Origin of the sequence: Levilactobacillus wangkuiensis, assembly GCF_016861605.1 — a bacterium.
GTDB lineage: Bacteria > Bacillota > Bacilli > Lactobacillales > Lactobacillaceae > Levilactobacillus > Levilactobacillus wangkuiensis.
This window is the reverse complement of the sequence record NZ_BOLM01000002.1, coordinates 187012-204327: the sequence shown is the minus strand read 5'-3', so window position 1 is coordinate 204327 and position 17316 is coordinate 187012. Positions and strand designations below refer to the sequence as shown.

Sequence of the window (17316 nt, the reverse complement as noted above, 5' to 3'; positions counted from 1 at the left end):
CAACTAAGTGCTCGTACAAAGAATTAAGTGCCAAAAAGTATCGGTTGAAGGGCAAGTTGAATGACTACATGTGTCACTTCACGTTCAGTCACGCCAACAAGCTAGCCACGTCCTTCGAAGCACAGTCCGCCAATGGATTGTGCTTTTTAAATTATCTTTATTAAGTGACTGGCGTAAGAGTTAAAAGTTAGGTGGGAATGCTAAGGATAGCGTCGTCTTCCTACCTGAACCATCCTTTATGTTGAATTTCTAAGTCCATAAATGCGTCAACCGCCATGCCCAAAGTAAATGTCTAATCACGTATTTTTGGAATCTTTCGCGGGGATGACCACAGGCGGACTAAAAGGGTGTATAACTAAGTTAGAATGCTATTTATAAAATGGGGGAATGACTAATGGGGCAATCAGTTGTTATGTACTTTTCAAATACTGGGACTACCCAGGCTATCGCTGAACAGATTGCGGTTACGACGGGCTCTAAGCTCATTGGGGTTCACGCCAAGGAAGACTATACACCAGCCGATTTAGACTGGGAGGACCCAGCCAGTCGGAGTTATCACGAGATGCATGCCGGGAAGGTGCGGCCAGCTATTGAGGCGATTGATCCGGCACCGGTTGCGGCAGCCGACGTCATCTACCTGGGCTTCCCACTCTGGTGGGCGACTGTGCCACGGGAAATCAACACGCTCCTCGACAGTTTGGATTTGACCGGCAAGGCGGTTCATCCCTTCTGCACATCTGGGTCGACACCAATCGCTGAGGCAGTTGAACGGTTACGGGCAAATTACCCGCACATTGATTGGCATGCCGGCCGTCGTTTCGCCACCAGTCTGACCGCAGACGAGATTCGTGATTGGGCAGCGGAAGACTAACTCAATCGAATACGTCATTGTGTGTCGTCTCTTTAACTAGAAAGTAAATACCCACAAATTGTGCGTCACAACACTGGTAATCGTGAGGTCCACCGTGCTATTCTGGGCTTGTACCGAATACATAGTGGAGGAGCGATTCAGATGACGTTCAAACAAGTTGGGGTATCTTTGTTAACACTCGTGATTTTAGCACCGGTGATGACCGTACCCGCTAGCGCTAAGGTTAAGGTGATTCCCAAGTCCATGCGAGGAACCTGGGTAACGAAGCCCCAGTACAATAAGAAGCCGCATATCAAGAAAAACATGTGGTTACCAAGAATGAAGTTAGTGGTTTACAAAAAGACTGCCAAATGGCAGATGAAGGGTTACCTGCCTTCAGATACGGGGTATGATCATAAAATCCATAAGATCAACGCCTTTCAGTACAGTAAGGATGTTGTCACGCTACACGGGGATGCGCTGTTTACGAAATGGAATTTCTTAAGTCGTCGGGGTAAGAAACTCGATTTCGGCCAGCAGCGTGGTGGCGACATTTTCATGACGCGAGCTAAATAAGGACACTAACACAATCCCCAATCGGATTGTGTTTTTTTGCCGAGAATTGGTCGTATAATAAAGGCAGAGAGAAAAATCCAACCACAGGAGGATTTTACATGTCAAAACAAGTGATTATCTACTTTTCTAATACCGGACACACCGCTGCCGTGGCCCAGAAGATTGCGGCCGTGACTGGCGCGCAACTCGTTCAACTGCAGGCCGAACAACCCTACACGCCGGCCGACCTCGACTACAAGGACCCGACCAGTCGGACCTCGCTGGAGACCCATGACGAAACGTCGCGGCCAGCCATCGTGGTGCCAGACAAGACGCTGATTGCCAACGCCGACACGATTTACCTGGGCTCACCGCTCTGGTGGGGCCAGGTGCCACACGTCATCAACACCTTGCTGGAGACCGGCTTCTTCCGCTGCAAGGACGTCCGCCAGTTCTGCACCTCTGGCGAGACACCCATCGCCAAGTCAACGGACAAGCTGACCACGGACTATCCGGCTATCAATTGGGGACCCAGCCAGCGGTTCACCAGTGCCATCACCGGCACGGCGGTCGAGGACTGGATCAAACGGGGGAATCGGTAATCTCGTCGCGTGATTCGTGGCGCCCCGCAAACAATTGTCGTATAATGGGTTTATTCTAAGAATTTAAGGAGAAAACTATGGCAGAATCCACACATTTTTATGCACTGTTTCAACCTACGCATTACAACGTTTACCTTGATATCAACCGTGCGACCAAGCTGATCTCTGGGACGTCTACCATTACCGGTGACGCCAAAGAGACAAGTATCGCCATTCACCAGAAATACATGACCATCAGCGCCGTTAAAGCCGATGGCAAGGACGTGCCATTCACCTTTGATGACGAGTCCGAAGGTATCCACATCGACCTGGGCAAGACCGGCGAGACCACGGTGGCCATTGATTTTACCGCACCATTGACCGACAGCATGATGGGGATTTACCCATCCTACTACGAGTTAAATGGGGAGAAGAAGCAATTGATCGGGACGCAGTTTGAAACGACCGCTGCCCGGCAAGCCTTCCCGTGTGTCGACGAACCCGAAGCCAAGGCCACGTTTGACCTGGCAATCAAGTTCGACGAGCATGACGGCGAAACCATCATCAGCAACATGCCCGAAGTTAAGACGGTTGACGGTGTTCACTATTTTGACACCACGGTTCGCATGTCTTCCTACCTGATTGCCTTTGCTTTCGGGGACATGCAGAGCAAGCTGACGACCACCAAGAGTGGCGTCAAGGTCGGCGTCTTTGCGACTAAGGCCCACCAAGCCAAGGAACTCGACTTTGCCTTAGACATTGCCAAGCGCTCAATTGAATTTTACGAAGACTTTTACCAAACGCCATATCCACTCCCACATTCCTGGCAACTGGCCTTACCAGACTTCTCAGCCGGCGCCATGGAAAACTGGGGCCTGGTCACGTACCGGGAAGCCTACTTACTGTTAGATCCCGACAACACCTCATTTGAAACCAAGCAACGGGTAGCCACGGTTATCGCCCACGAATTGGCGCACCAATGGTTCGGTGACCTGGTAACCATGAAGTGGTGGGATGACCTCTGGTTGAACGAAAGTTTTGCCAACATGATGGAATACGTGGCCATCAACGCCATCGAACCCGACTGGCACATCTGGGAATCCTTCCAAACGGGTGAAGCCCCAATGGCCCTCCAACGGGATGCCACGGACGGTGTCCAATCCGTTCACGTGCAGGTTGAAGACCCCGCCGAGATCGACGCGCTGTTTGACAGTGCCATCGTCTACGCCAAGGGTGCGCGGATGCTGGTCATGGTCCGCGCCTTGATCGGTGACGACGCCTTACGTGCCGGCTTGAAGAACTACTTTGCCACGCACCACTATGGCAACGCCACCGGGGCCGACCTCTGGGCCGCTCTGGGGGCCGCTTCCGGCATGAACGTCGGTGCCATCATGACCTCTTGGCTCGAACAACCCGGTTACCCCGTTGTTTCCGCCGCAGTCGTCGATGGCAAATTGACCATTCACCAACAACAATTCTTCGTGGGTGAGGGCAAGGACGCCGGCCGTCAATGGCAAGTGCCATTGAACAGCAACTACGACGCTGCCCCGGCCATTTTCGCGGACACCGATGCCACGTTAGGCGACTACGCGGCGTTGCGTCAGGCCAGCGGCGAACCTTTCCGCTTGAACGTCGGGAACAACTCCCACTTCATCGTGAAGTACGACGCCACCTTGCTGCAAGACATCCTGGATAACTTAGAGTCCCTGGACGCCATCACGCAGTTACAATTGCTGCAAGACCTGCGTTTGCTCGCGGAAGGTCGGCAAATTTCATACGCGGACATCGTGCCATTATTGCCACGGTTCGCTAAGAGTCACTCCGCTGTGGTCAACGACGTGCTCTACGGTGTTGCCAACAACCTGCGGAAGTTCGTGACGCCTGGTTCGACCGAAGAAACCCAGTTACGGGCCTTGTTTGGTAAATTAAGTGCGCCACAGGCTGACCGGTTGGGGTGGTTACCACAAGCCGGCGAATCCAACGATGACCAGTTGACGCGGCCGACGATTTTAAACGCTGTGCTGTACGCCAAGGAACCAGCCACGTTACAGGCCGCTCACGCCATTTTCACGGCTAACCAGGATAAGTTGGCTAGCTTGCCAGCTGCCGTGCGGGTCTACATTTTAGCGAACGAGGTGGAAAACTTCGGGAACGCCGACTTGTTTGCCCAATTGTTGAACGACTACCGGAAGTCCAGCGACGCCAGCTACAAGGCCGATATCGCTGCAGCCTTACCAACCACGCCGGACGCCGACCTGATCAAGCAATTGATCAACGCGTTCGAAGATGCTGACACCATCAAGCCACAAGACTTGCGGGCTTGGTACCGTGGCGTGTTAGCCCACAAGGGGCAACAGGCGGCATGGGATTGGTTACGGAACGACTGGCAATGGCTTGAAGACACGGTCGGTGGCGACATGGAATTCACCACCTACATCACCGTGACGACGGGTGTCTTCCACACGCCAGAACGGTTGGCTGAATTCAAGGCCTTCTTCGAACCTAAGATCAACACCCCAGGCTTAACCCGGGAAATTAAAATGGACACCAAGGTCATCGAGAGCCGCGTTGACCTGGTCGAAGCCGAAAAGGATGCCGTGAACGCTGCGGTTGCCAAGACGGTGAAGTAAAGCTTAACTGAATGAAACGGAAGCCCTCATCAGCAATGGTGGGGGCTTTTTCGGTTCTGGATAAGGGAAGACGGGGCTTATGGTATACTACAATGAGTTATTGATAGTCTCAATTAAGTTGAAATGAAGTAGTGTAAAATAATTGTGTTCAAATCAGGCTAGTCCAAGTGACCAGAGATGGATCAAGGTTCCCTGCTGTGTCGGTGTTCTTAGCTGAGTGACTTTCTCAGCTTAGAACACGGGACGACCTTGGAAACTCGCGTATTTCAGCGAGGTTTCAAGGCGAGGTGGCAGACCGCCCCTCAGGCTGGAACCGGTCCCCACAGCAGGGAACCTTGAATCCACCGCCGGGAACGACATAACTAGTTTGATTTGCACAACAATTGTGGAAGAAGGGCATGGCGTGAGAGAACTCGTCGATTATTTTCAATCTATTCGGATTCGGGGGATGGGCTGGCTGTTGCTGGTCTGCTTGTATTTATTTGCAACCCAACCGATGCTAATTTTGGTGTACATCTACTTGGCCGCGATGATGATTCTGCGGACGTGGTTGGCGCAGTTTCCCCGACTGGCTAAATGGGGACTGACGGCGGTTTACGGTCTCTTAATGGCGTTACAGATTATCTTCGTCTCGGTCGTGGTTTTTCCGGACCGCGGTTGGTCGATTGTGTACTTCCCCGAAAAAATCATCGGGGTCGTCATTGTGTTGTTACCACTTTGGGTCGAACGTTTCGTGACGACCAACAATCAGGTGGCCTTTTACCTGCCAACGGTTGAAGAGGCGGCCACGGTCAGCTTCGATGAATTGCGGCAAAGCGCGGACAAATTGAGCGGCCTGATGAACGATGCGACGGCCGCCAAAGACAAGGTGTCCGTTGATCATCTGAAAACGATACTGGCAGATTTGCCGCGTCACAGTTCCGTACGGTACATCAATCATGGCACGTTGACGGACGACTACTTTGTGGCCGCCACCGAGACGCTAGCCGATGAGCACCTGTACCTGGCCGTTTCCAATACCGGGAGCGCCGCCAGCGAAATGATCTCGGTGGTCACGCGCAAACAGTTTAATCACGTGTCACTGGCCTTTGACCGCGACCTGGCCACGATTATTTCGTACAACGGTGGGGACAACGTCTATCCGCCGGGGATGAACGCGGAAACGCTGGAGTTTTTCCACCAGAAACAGGGCGCGTCGCTTTTGGTCTATAGTTTGCCGGTGACGCGGGCGCAGAAACAGTTCGTGATTGACAAGATTGCAGAAATCAACCGGGAAGGCAGCGCCTACAACATGGTGGGCCTGGTTTCTAAGCACTCGGCGAAGCCCAACATTCTATTCTGTTCGCAGTTCGTTTACAAGATGCTCAAGTTGGCGGGCGTCGCCTACTTTGACAAGCGAGATGGCGAGGTCAAACCCACGGACTTTATTGAACAGGATTATTATAAGAAATTGGCGTTTGCGTATGAGTTGAAATTCTAACTGACATCAGTGCCTAAGTAAAAAAGAGACAGAATCGTTTTTGCCTGCAATGGCTCGCGGGTTAAAACGATTCTGTCCTTTTTTGCGGGTGTTCGCTAGTTATTTCGGTGGGGGCCAGGTATACTTGCAAGAATCGATTGAAATAGAAAAAGAGCCTGGAAAAATTCCAGACTCTCAATCAGCGCAATTAGTCGTTCAAGTTGTAACGTAACTTCATGTGTTCGGAACCAAAGGTCACCATGTCGCCCAATAACTTGGTTTGACGGGTGAATGATTCGTTGGACAATTTTTCGTTAGCGTCTTTCAAAATCTTGACGTCGGCACCGTTAACAATTGCGGCATCCGTATCGTTTTGAATCTTACGGTAGGCACCCATGGCGTCTAAGGCAAAGGTGTTCCGGAAGTCTTCGTACAGGTCGAAGTCCGTGTCACCCAAGAGGGCCGTGGTGCAGCTCAACCAGTACATGTGGTTCATGTTGAAGGTGCCGTCAGCGTCTTTGTAGGCAGCTGGGGTGTCGTCAACGTTGGCGTAGAAAGGTACGACCGTGTTGAACGTGTTGGCACCAAAGGCTAACCAGTGAATCCCAGCAATGCTGTCGGGCACGTTGTTCCGAATCTGCAGGATGTGGACATCGTGGTTCCGGTTGATCCCGATTGGGCGGAACTTCGTCTTGTCACTTTCGGAGCCGTCGCCGTAAACATCATACTTCGTGTTTTGGAAATGAGAGCTCAGGACGTACTTGACGTCTTCAATAGAGATCTTCCGGTTGGCGTGGCAAATGAATGGCAGGTTTTGGCCTTGTGGGTCCTGTTCAACGTCTGGGGTGAAGTACTTTTGACCGAACCAAGCACGGGGGTTGTTGTAAACCGTGTCCTTGTCAGTCGCACTCCCAAAGATGTGACGCAGGTTAACACCATCGAAGTCGGGGTTCAGGTTGTAAGTGGCAATCATGTCAGCCAGGTCATCTGAAGCCAGCGTGTCATCGGCGTTGAAATCAAAGTCGTCAATGTTCATCCGGTTAGGGGCAACCACGTAGGCGTCATCTGGAATCCGCTTAGCAGCCCAGTGATGACCACCGATGGTTTCTAACCACCAGATTTCGTTGTTATCGGAGAAGGCGATTCCGTTTGGTTCGTAGGTCCCGAATTCCTTCAGGAGGGCACCCAAACGTTCGACCCCTTCCTTGGCACTGTGGATATATGGCAGAACTAAGGTGACCAGGTCTTCTTCACCAATCCCACCGGCAACGTAAGGGTCGATGCCCAAGACGCGGGAGTTCGTGGTGATGGTTTCAGTGGCTGACATGGCGATGTTATCGCTGTTGATGCCGGCTGCTGGCCAGATACCGTTGGTCAGAATTGAGTTAGGAATTGACGTGTAACGTAAGGGGTTATCAGGCAGCTTAATTTGCACACCACTGATAACGGCTTGGTAATCCCGGGGTTGGTCAGCGGGGTTAACCACGACAAACTTCTCAGGGTCGAGGGCTTCGTGACCATCGTCGTTCCGTGAAATGATGGTTGAGCCGTCGATTGAGGCCTTTTTCCCAACTAAAATAGTGGTACATGAACCTTTAATCCGTTTTTCCATAAATGCAGCACTCCTTTTAACCCATATTATATCATTGTCGTCAGGGTGAAGAGAAGTGGTTCGGCAATTCCAGCCGGCTATTTTTCAGCCGTTTCAGCGTGTTTGTCAGATGTGCCATCAGTCTTGGGGCGTTGCGCACGCAAGAGGTCTCTGAGCTCCTGGTTCTGCTGCTCAATGGTGGCCAGGCGGTTAACGACCTGTTGATACTCGGAGTCACGCCCGCGGTTGGCGAAATAGGTGGTGATCGTACTGGTTAGTGCCCCAATAAAGCCAATCCCCACCAGCATCAACAGGGTAGCCGCACATTTGCCGACGACCGTATGCGGGGCCACGTCCCCGTAGCCGACCGTGGTCGTGGTGGCAATCGCCCACCAGAGGGCCTCGCCCCAGGAAACGTGTTCGGCGTAGGAATACAGGGTGGCCGCTAGAATCAGAATGGCGGTGCAGGCCCAGAGGAGGTAGACGAAGCCATTTGTCTTTAGGAAGCCCTTTAGGGTATGACGGAGCTTACCGATGAAGCCCACAAGCCGGACGAACCGAAAGAGGCGGACTAGCCGAAAGAGGCGCGTGATTCGGGCCAGCCGGAAGAAACTGAAAATGGTACTGAGGGGGATGATGGCCAGAAGGTCAAAGATGTTGTGGCGGAAGAAGGCCCATTTGTGGGGCGCCCGCCATAGCCGAACGAAATAATCCACCGTAAAGAAGGCCAGGATCCCGTCATCCAGTACGGACCACGGCCAGTGGGTGATGCTGATGACGCCGGAAAAATCAAAGACGGCCAGGCTAATCGAGACTAAGGCCAGTCCCACGACGATTAAATTGTAGATTTTTTTAACGGTCGTCAATGTAATCACTCCCCACAGTCATTTGTCCCGCATATTAAGGTTAGTATGACACGTTTAGCCAGAGAATGAGTGTGGGGGCGACTGGTATTGACGGTGGGCTTACTTGAAAAGCGGAAGCAGCTGTCCTTAGCCGCACGTTTCGACCAGATAATAGGCAGGGCGACAAAAAGAACCCAGGACAAGTCCCAGGCTCAAGCAGGTTACATAGATTTAGAAGACTAGACCATCTCGGCAACCGGCGCGGGCATCATGGCTGGTAAGAGCGCATCGATAATGCCCTGGGTGGCCGTTGGAAAGGCAAAAATCATTTTGCTAAGGTCCAGTGCGGTCAGTCGTTGATCAATAATCAGGGCTAAGACGTTGACAATATCTGGGGCATCCATGCCATAGACCGAGGCACCCACCAATTGGTTAGCATTATTAAATACAGCCGTCAGTTCGGCATCGGTTTCGTTTTGGTAGGCGAAGGCAAAGAGTTTGCCGTAGGGAATGGTCTGAACGTGGTAACTCTCTGGATCGACAGCCACATCTTCAGTGGTGACACCAATTTGGGCCAACCGTGGGAGCGCGAAGAGCACGCTGGGGATGGCAGGGTAAACGATGGGGTCTGAGTTACCTAAGATTTGGCCGGCAATATAGTTGGACTCGAAGATCGCCGTCGGTGTGAGCTTGGGCTGGTCCTTGTCCAGAACGTCGCCGCTGGCGTAAATGTTGTCGCCGTTTGCCCGCAGGTGGTCATCGACTTCGATGCCGCGTGCGCTGGAGTAGATGCTGGCATTTTCTAAGCCTAAGCGAGTGACGTTGGCCTCCCGACCGGTGGCGTCGATGACATACTGGGTGTCGATGCTCTTGCCACTAGCTGTGGTGACCCGGTAGCCATCGGTGGTGACGTCAACGGATAAGGCTGATTCATTGAAGTAGCAGGTAGCGCCGGCTTCTTCTAAGTGGGCCACTAACTTGTCAACGTGCGCGGTATTAAAGCCACGAGCAGCCCGGTTGCCGTGTTCAATGATGGTGACCTGACTCCCGAGAGCCAGCACCAAGGAAGCAAATTCTAGCGAGATGATGCCTGCCCCAATAAAGGTGAGGTGACTAGGCAATTTCGGGAGACTGAGGAATTCACGACTGTCGTGCAGAAATTCATTGCCCACGATGGCGAGGCGCTTAGGCTTTTGCCCGGTGCCAATCACAATATTATCGGCCTTGATGATCTCCTTACCAACTTGGATGAGGTGGTTGCCCATCAGAATGCCCCGGCCATTGATGACGTCGATACCCAGCTTGGTGAAGAGGGCCGTCATTTGGTCTGGGAGGGGATCGATCACCTGGTGCTTGTACGCCATGAACTGTTCCCAGTTAACGTTCGTCGTACTCTGAACCCCGACGTTAGCGTATTGGTGAAGTTTGGCAATCAGTTCTGAAGGCCCATCCAGTAAAATTTTGGCATCACAGCCGTAGTTGGTACAGGTGCCGGCAACCAAGTCCTTTTCGATAATAACGACTGATTTTCCGGCTTGTTTCAAGGTGACAGCGGCGTGCCAATTGGCGTGACCGCTACCGATAAACGCGACATCATATTGTGACATTGACTAAATAACCTCTTTCTGTTTTTGGTCGTGAACGATTGATTGGGAGGACAAAAAACACTAATTTAGCATTTTTTGCAGTTTCTCGATGAGTGCATGGTTCATCTGTAACGCGGCGTTGTACTGAACGGGGTCGATGTTTTGGGCATCCACACAGATTCGGATGGCGTCGAAGATGGCTGGCTTGGATGTTCGCCCGTATTCCGTCAAGCTGATGATCAATTGACGCCGGTCATCGACCTGGGGGGCTCGCGTGAGCCAACCGTTGTATTCCATCCGCCGAAGCAGTGGGGTCAGCGTGTTACTGCCAAAGTCTAGGCGGTCACCTAGATCATGCAGGGGCTGCCGATCATTTTCCCACAGACTCAATAGAACGAGATACTGGGGATACGTCAGGGAAAACGGCTGAAGCGCTTGTTGATAGAGTTTAATCAGCAAACGGCTAGCATGGTAAGTTGAGAAACAAAGTTGATTGGCTAGAGTTAAGTCATCCTGCACAGTATCCTCGCCTCCAATTAAGTTGTGTACGATATACTGTACTATAAGCGCATTTGTCTTACCTGTCAACTATCTTCGGGTTATATTGTGAAAAATCCGAGATAATTAAGACCATTGTAACCGTCACCGAATCCCGGTTGAATAGGGTTATGGGATAAATAAAAAAACGCTGAATAAATTTTTTCACTAAAAGGTTAGCTTGCACCATTTGCGTAAAATGGCTAAAAGCGAGCTGACCCGCTAGCCGGACTGAGATTTGGCCAGGTCAGTCTAACGACCAGGGGAGTATTGCGGGCTAACCTAGCGTATAATGGAGCCTAGAGTTAATCCGCAGAAATTAGAAACAAGCATAAGGAGTAGACGTGATGGAGTTAGCGGCAGCACAAAAGGTTTTAAAAACAGTCTTCGGCTACGATGAGTTCCGGCCGGGGCAAAAGGCCGTCATCGAACATGTGATGGCTGGCGATAATAGTTTGGCCATCATGCCGACCGGGGGTGGGAAGTCCCTGTGTTATCAAATCCCTGCCATGTTGTTTGATGGCATCACCGTGGTCGTGTCCCCCTTGATTTCTTTGATGAAGGATCAGGTCGACGCGTTGAACGACAGTGGCATCCCCGCCACGTTCATTAACAGTTCGTTGGACTGGCCCGATATTCAGGAACGCTTGAACGCCCTACACAACGGCGTCTTTAAATTACTCTATATCGCCCCCGAACGGTTGGATTCAGCGGCATTTATTCAGGCGCTGTCAAGCCTGCCAATTGATTTGTTGGCGGTCGATGAGGCCCACTGTATTTCCCAGTGGGGGCATGACTTCCGGCCCAGCTACCTGGCGTTGAGTACGGCGATTGAACAATTGCCAACGCATCCGCAGGTTTTAGCCCTGACGGCCACGGCCACGGAACAAGTGGCCACCGACATCCGTCAACAATTGCGCATCGATGCGGCTAACGAGGTCAACACCGGGTTTGCCCGGGACAATTTGAATTTGACCGTGGTCAAGGACCAGGACACAGACCGGTACATTTTAGACTACTTAAAGGTCAATCAGGGTGAGGCCGGCATCATTTACGCCAGCACCCGAAAGGAAGTCGACCGGGTCACGAAACTCTTACAACGCCACCACATCGACGTGGCCCCATACCATGCGGGGCTGGACGAAGATGTGCGGCGCCAGAATCAGGAAGACTTTCTCTACGACCGGGTTCAGGTGATGGTCGCCACCAATGCCTTTGGAATGGGCATCGACAAGAGTAACGTGCGCTTCGTTATTCACGCGCAGGTGCCAGGCACACTTGAAGCCTATTACCAAGAAGCGGGGCGGGCCGGCCGGGATGGGTTGCCCAGTGAGGCCATTTTGCTCTACCGGGCCTCGGACCTCCAGATTCAACGGTTCTTTATTGATCAATCCGAAATGGACGAGGAGCACCGGCAACGCGCCTACCGCAAGCTCCAGGTGATGAACCGCTACGCCAATACGCAGGGGTGCCTGCAGCAGTTCATTCTGCATTACTTTGGCGAAGAGTCCGCACCCTGTGGTCGTTGTAGCAACTGTCTCGATGACCGTGAAGCCCAAGACGTCACGACGGATGCCCAGAAAATTCTGTCCTGTGTTATTCGGTTACGGTCACGCTATGGCAAGGCCGTAGTCGCGCAGGTGCTGACCGGCGCGCATAACCAGCGAGTTCGCGAGAATCATTTAGATGAAGTGACCACCTATGGTATCATGCAGGGGCAGCGGCAAAAGGCCGTCGGGGAGTTGATTGACTTTCTGACGGCGGCCGGCTACCTGGCAAGCGTTGGGGGCCAGTACCCCACGTTAAAGGTGACGGCCGAGGGTGGTGCCGTTTTGAAGGGTGACGAACAGGTCTTCCGGAAGATGGCTCGGCAGGTTAAACGCCTGGCCCCAGAGGACGATGAGCTCTTTGAGCAACTGCGCGCCTTGCGTCGTGAATTGGCCGAAGCCATTGGCAAGCCACCATTTGTCATTTTCTCGGACAAGACGCTCCATGCCATCTGTGAAGCCCTGCCGACCGATGACCAGAGCTTTCTCGACGTTAAGGGTGTCGGCCAGAGCAAGCTGGATAAGTATGGCGAAGAGTTCATGGCAATCATTCGCGAATACGTGGCGACGGAACAGGAAAAATCATCCAAGGAAGCTTAATGCCTAACGACAAACGGTCAACGATTAACGGGATTTTCCCGCCATCGTTGACCGTTTTTTGCTGCCATAAAATGGCAAGACGTCTCACTTTGTTCACGTTATCAACTATGGTAATCTAGAAGTCTGTCAGTTACTTAGTCAATCGACGGGAGGTCGCCATGTCTAATCCAGACTTTATTGAAATTGTGAATGACCGGGAAAACAATTTGAAGAACGTGAGTCTCAAGATTCCCAAGAACAAATTGACCGTCTTTACCGGGGTATCCGGTTCGGGAAAGTCTTCCATTGTCTTCGACACCATTGCGCAGGAGGCAGGGCGGCAACTGAATAGTACATACGATAGTTTCACCCGGCTGTACCTGCCGCACTATCACCGACCGGACGTGGATGAGGTGCATAATCTGTCGACGGCCATCGTCATCGATCAGAAACCCTTAGGCGGCAATGCGCGCTCGACGCTGGGGACGGTCAGTGACATCAACGCACTCTTACGGATTCTCTTTTCGCGATTCGGTCGCCCCCAGTACGGAAACGCCAGTAACGCCTTTTCCTTCAATGATCCGGCGGGGATGTGTCCGGACTGTGAGGGAATTGGCAAGACCTACGTGCTGAATCGTGAGGCGGCGTTGGACGTCACGAAATCCCTGAACGAAGGGGCCATCCAGCTACCCGGTTATGGGGCAACCAGCTTTTACTTTCAAATGATTGCAAACAGCGGATACTTCGACCTCGATAAGCCGGTGCAAGACTTCACCTCGGCCGAAATGGACCAGCTGATGAACGGTGAGAAGCACTTAACGGTCGATTACCGGGGGGCACAGATGAACGTGACGTTTGAGGGCGTTGAACGCCTCTTCTATCGGCAAAATCTAAAGACCAGCACGGGCATCAGCGAGGGTGCGCGCAAGAAAATCGAAAAATTTGCGACGATGCAGCCGTGTCCAACCTGTCATGGCCAACGTTACCGGCCAGAGGTCTTAGCCGCCAAGGTCAACGGGTTCAATATTTTTGACCTGACGGACCTTCAGTTGGACCAGTTGCTGGTCACGCTAGAAACGTTTACGGATGAGCGGATGCAGGGGCTGATCACCAGCATTCGCGACCGGGTTCAAAGCCTGGTCGACGTTGGTCTGGATTATCTCAGCCTGACGCGGGAGACCACCACGTTATCCGGTGGGGAATCGCAGCGGGTGAAGACGGTCAAGTATTTGGCCAATAGTCTGACGAATCTGTTGTACATTCTCGATGAGCCCAGTACGAGCCTGCACCCCCGCGATGTTCACCGACTCAACGACTTGCTCTGTCGCCTGCGAGATAATGGCAACACGGTGCTCGTGGTCGAACACGACCCGGACGTCATCAAGGTGGCCGATTACGTGGTCGACGTCGGCCCGCACGCCGGTATTCATGGGGGCGAGATCACCTTCACCGGGACCTATCCGGAATTGTTGAAGGCAGACACGTTGACCAGTCGGTTTTTGAGTCAAAGCCTGCCGATTAACCCCAATCCGCGCCAACCAACGACCTTTTTGACCAGCCAACCCAGTCGGCGACATAACCTCAAGGATGCTGTCTTACGGGTACCGACGGGGCTATTTACCGTGGTGACCGGGGTAGCGGGTTCTGGCAAAAGTACGCTGGTCGAGCAGGCCTTTGCTCATGACCAGCCGGACGCCATTCAAATCGATCAGCGGCCGTTACACGCCAACAGTCGGTCCAATCCGGCGACCTACATTGGCGTGATGAATGACATTCGCAAGTTGTTGGCCACGGCCAATGACGTGAGTGACAGCCTCTTCAGTTACAACTCCAAGGGTGCTTGTCCCCAGTGTGGCGGCAAGGGCGTCGTGGAATTGAACCTGTCATTTATGGAAAACGCGACGGTGACCTGTTCACTGTGCCACGGCGGACGGTTTGATCCGCAGGTGTTGACCTATACCTACCAGGGGAAAAACATCGTCGAGATTTTGGCCATGACGGTTGAGGAGGCGGTGACCTTCTTTGCTGGCACTAAGGTGGCGAATAAGTTGACTCACGTGACCAATGTCGGTCTGGATTACCTAGCACTTGGTCAGCCCCTGAACACCTTGTCCGGCGGGGAGGGCCAGCGGTTGAAGGTTGCCAAGGAACTCAACAAGCGCGGGAACCTCTATATTCTAGATGAGCCGACGACCGGCCTGCATCCCTCAGATATCAAGGTCATGATTCAAATTATTAACCGTTTGGTGGATAAGGGCAATACGGTATTAGTCATTGAGCACAACCTGGACATCATGCGCAGTGCGGACTGGCTGATTGATATCGGTCCGGACGGCGGGGACAAGGGTGGCGAGGTCCTGTACGAGGGCCCCGTTAGTGGCATCCACCAGGCTGAACGCTCGGTGACGGCATAGTATTTGTAAACGAGTCCGTGTCTATCCGTTCCCGGCGGCGAATTCAAGCTGCTCTGTGGTGGGGGCGGTTCCAGCCTGTGAAAGTTCACTAATTGCTGGTGAGTACAAATAATGAAAACTAAAAGATTCGCGTCCGCGCAAAGTTGCGGATGCGAATCTTTTTGCTAGTCGTTCGATCAATGAAGCTAATTAGTCAGCAACCTGAATCCGGAACATGTTCCAGGAAAGGGGTTGGAGTGTCGTTTGTAAGGTGTTGTCGGTCAGCGTGACGTGGTCGTTAGGTTTAATGGCCATGACCTGATCTTCGTTGGTTTGCTTGATGTCGTAGCCGGCAAATTGGGTGGCTTCAATCACGGATTGTGCGGTGAATTCCCGTAGTTCGGTGCTGAAGTCCATGGCGTCCTCACCCTTATTTTCGGCAAAGACCACGACTTCGTGGTGTTCGGGATTGTAGACGGCCAGGCTATCGAGGTAGGGCACGTCGGTAAAGTCTTTACTGTCGTAGGTATCCGCCGTTTGTTTAGGAGCGAGCGCGATACCGCGACCGTACTTGGAGACCTGCATGAATGGGAAGAAGATGGACTGCAGCCAGATGCCGGTGTCATCGGTCATGATGGGCGCAATCACGTTGACCAATTGGGCCAGGCAGGCAATCTTCACCCGGTCGGCGTGCTTTAATAACGTGATCAACATGGTCCCGACCATCAGGGCGTCCTCAAAGTTGTAGTGGTCTTCCAACAAATGTGGCGCTTGTTGCCAAGGCGCGGTCTCATCGTCTTGTTTGTGGGAGTGGTACCAAACGTTCCATTCGTCCAGGGCCAGATTGAGCGTCTTATCGCTGTGTTTACGGGCCTTGACGGCGTCACACACGGCAACGATGCCGCTGATAAATTCGTCGAAGTCGACGGATTTGGCCAAGAAATTGTGGAGGTCGTTTTCCTCATTATCGTAGTAGCGGTGCAGGGAGAGGTATTGCACGTCGTCGTAGGTGTGGTCAAGGACGGTTTCTTCCCAGCTACCAAACGTGGCCATTTCCCGGGTGGAACTGCCGCTGACGACCAAATCTAGGTCGGAATCGACCAGCCGCATGACCTTGGCCGTTTCGTGGGCCAATTTGCCATATTCTTCGGCGTCCTTGTGACCAATCTGCCAGTCGCCATCCATTTCGTTACCCAGGCACCAGGTCTTAATGTTAAAGGGTTCTGCGGCGCCGTTTTGTTTCCGTAGATCACTCCAGTAGGTGCCACCGGGGTAGTTACAGTATTCAACCAGGTTGCGGGCGGCGTCGATACCGCGGCTGCCCAGGTTAACGGCCATATCGGGTCGCGTACCGGTCTGCTTGGTCCAGTTCATGAATTCGTGGAGGCCAAATTGGTTGGTTTCAATGCTCCGCCAGGCCAAGTCCAGTCGAGTTGGTCGTTGGTCTTTCGGCCCAATGCCATCTTCCCAGTTGTAGCCAGAAACAAAGTTCCCACCGGGGTAACGGATCAAGTCGATATTGAGGTCCTTAACGGCTTTGACCACGTCCTGCCGAAAGCCATTGGCATCGGACAGGGGATTCCCCGGGTTATAAAGCCCATCATAAACGCCGCGGCCCAGGTGTTCAATCAGCGCACTAAAGAGCCGGTCGTCAATTTTAGAAATCTGATTGGTTGGGTCGACGGTTAATTTTCCTTGCATGAAAGTTTTCCTCCTAATTAAGTATGCGTCAGTTATCGGTGAATCGGGTACATGTTTACGTGTGATAGACGTCTACAGGAGTGGATAGATGCGTGAAGAAATAATGAGGACACCTGTAGAAAGTCTGGTGAGAATAAAGCTGAGTGAATGGGGGCTAAGCGGATGTCAGCCGCAGGGCTGGTGAAAATGGGCCACGTCGGTGGATGTTAGTGACCAGAGGCGGGCCAAAGTGACCAGCTGTGTCGGTGGCCTTGGCTGGAGTTCTTATCCAGCCTAGTCCACGTGACAAACTTTGCGACCGGTTCTCAGGCGCAAAGTTGAGGTGGGAGCCCGGTCCTCAGGCGGAAACCGGCCCCACAGCAGGGCACTTTGAGCTCGCCGCCGGGAACGGACGGACACCGCGACGAGGCTCAGTTTCACCAGCCCGGAGGCGACAATAACATCCGCGTAACCCGTAACCCC

The 17316-nt window shown here is 52.7% G+C and carries 12 protein-coding genes; 7 read left to right on the top strand and 5 right to left on the bottom strand.

Annotation, left to right across the window (positions count from 1 at the left end; translation table 11 throughout):
- The first annotated feature begins 394 nt into the window (after window positions 1-394).
- From JUF13_RS02135 to JUF13_RS02115, 5 genes are all read left to right on the top strand, one after another.
- A complete protein-coding gene (locus JUF13_RS02135) occupies window positions 395-871 on the top strand; it encodes a flavodoxin (protein WP_203637493.1) in 477 nt (158 codons plus the stop codon).
- Between the two features lie 141 nt (window positions 872-1012).
- Window positions 1013-1426 (top strand): hypothetical protein, encoded by a 414-nt coding sequence (locus tag JUF13_RS02130; protein WP_203637492.1) that lies wholly within the window; start codon window positions 1013-1015, stop codon window positions 1424-1426.
- 98 nt (window positions 1427-1524) lie between these two features.
- Window positions 1525-2007 (top strand): flavodoxin, encoded by a 483-nt coding sequence (locus JUF13_RS02125; RefSeq protein WP_203637491.1) that lies wholly within the window; start codon window positions 1525-1527, stop codon window positions 2005-2007.
- Between the two features lie 77 nt (window positions 2008-2084).
- Window positions 2085-4616 (top strand): M1 family metallopeptidase, encoded by a 2532-nt coding sequence (locus JUF13_RS02120; RefSeq protein WP_203637490.1) that lies wholly within the window; start codon window positions 2085-2087, stop codon window positions 4614-4616.
- Window positions 4617-5019: 403 nt separating this feature from the next.
- Entirely contained in the window at window positions 5020-6096 is a 1077-nt protein-coding gene (locus JUF13_RS02115) for a hypothetical protein (protein ID WP_203637489.1), read from the top strand.
- 187 nt (window positions 6097-6283) lie between these two features.
- Here the strand turns inward: JUF13_RS02115 and JUF13_RS02110 are convergent, their stop codons facing one another.
- The 4 genes from JUF13_RS02110 to JUF13_RS02095 all read right to left on the bottom strand — a co-directional run bounded on the left by JUF13_RS02110 (window position 6284) and on the right by JUF13_RS02095 (window position 10616).
- Window positions 6284-7687 (bottom strand): C69 family dipeptidase, encoded by a 1404-nt coding sequence (locus JUF13_RS02110; protein ID WP_203637488.1) that lies wholly within the window; start codon window positions 7685-7687, stop codon window positions 6284-6286.
- Between the two features lie 77 nt (window positions 7688-7764).
- The gene (locus JUF13_RS02105; RefSeq protein ID WP_203637487.1) at window positions 7765-8532 is read right to left on the bottom strand and encodes an ion transporter; all 768 of its coding nucleotides are present in this window, start codon (window positions 8530-8532) and stop codon (window positions 7765-7767) included.
- Between the two features lie 218 nt (window positions 8533-8750).
- Complete coding sequence (locus tag JUF13_RS02100) at window positions 8751-10118, bottom strand: dihydrolipoyl dehydrogenase family protein (protein ID WP_203637486.1); 1368 nt, start codon at window positions 10116-10118, stop codon at window positions 8751-8753.
- 60 nt (window positions 10119-10178) lie between these two features.
- Window positions 10179-10616, bottom strand: a complete 438-nt coding sequence (locus JUF13_RS02095; RefSeq protein ID WP_203637485.1) for a MarR family winged helix-turn-helix transcriptional regulator — start codon at window positions 10614-10616, stop codon at window positions 10179-10181.
- Between the two features lie 365 nt (window positions 10617-10981).
- Here JUF13_RS02095 and recQ point away from each other — a divergent pair, with 365 nt between their 5' ends.
- Entirely contained in the window at window positions 10982-12781 is a 1800-nt protein-coding gene (gene recQ / locus JUF13_RS02090; RefSeq protein ID WP_203637484.1) for a DNA helicase RecQ, read from the top strand.
- A gap of 158 nt (window positions 12782-12939) precedes the next feature.
- Complete coding sequence (locus JUF13_RS02085) at window positions 12940-15174, top strand: ATP-binding cassette domain-containing protein (protein ID WP_203637483.1); 2235 nt, start codon at window positions 12940-12942, stop codon at window positions 15172-15174.
- A gap of 189 nt (window positions 15175-15363) precedes the next feature.
- Here JUF13_RS02085 and arfA read toward each other — a convergent pair whose 3' ends face one another.
- Window positions 15364-16854: an arabinosylfuranosidase ArfA gene (gene arfA, locus JUF13_RS02080; RefSeq protein WP_203637482.1), complete on the bottom strand. Its 1491-nt coding sequence runs from the start codon at window positions 16852-16854 to the stop codon at window positions 15364-15366.
- Between the last annotated feature and the right edge of the window lie 462 nt (window positions 16855-17316).

Bases quoted from the DNA above. Each gene is read 5' to 3' on its own strand.
- JUF13_RS02130 (WP_203637492.1), top strand. From the start codon at position 1,013: ATGACGTTCAAACAAGTTGGGGTATCTTTGTTAACACTCGTGATTTTA.
- JUF13_RS02110 (WP_203637488.1), bottom strand. From the start codon at position 7,687: ATGGAAAAACGGATTAAAGGTTCATGTACCACTATTTTAGTTGGGAAA.
- JUF13_RS02085 (WP_203637483.1), top strand. From the start codon at position 12,940: ATGTCTAATCCAGACTTTATTGAAATTGTGAATGACCGGGAAAACAAT.
- JUF13_RS02120 (WP_203637490.1), top strand. From the start codon at position 2,085: ATGGCAGAATCCACACATTTTTATGCACTGTTTCAACCTACGCATTAC.
- JUF13_RS02135 (WP_203637493.1), top strand. From the start codon at position 395: ATGGGGCAATCAGTTGTTATGTACTTTTCAAATACTGGGACTACCCAG.
- arfA (WP_203637482.1), bottom strand. From the start codon at position 16,854: ATGCAAGGAAAATTAACCGTCGACCCAACCAATCAGATTTCTAAAATT.
- JUF13_RS02125 (WP_203637491.1), top strand. From the start codon at position 1,525: ATGTCAAAACAAGTGATTATCTACTTTTCTAATACCGGACACACCGCT.
- JUF13_RS02100 (WP_203637486.1), bottom strand. From the start codon at position 10,118: ATGTCACAATATGATGTCGCGTTTATCGGTAGCGGTCACGCCAATTGG.
- recQ (WP_203637484.1), top strand. From the start codon at position 10,982: ATGGAGTTAGCGGCAGCACAAAAGGTTTTAAAAACAGTCTTCGGCTAC.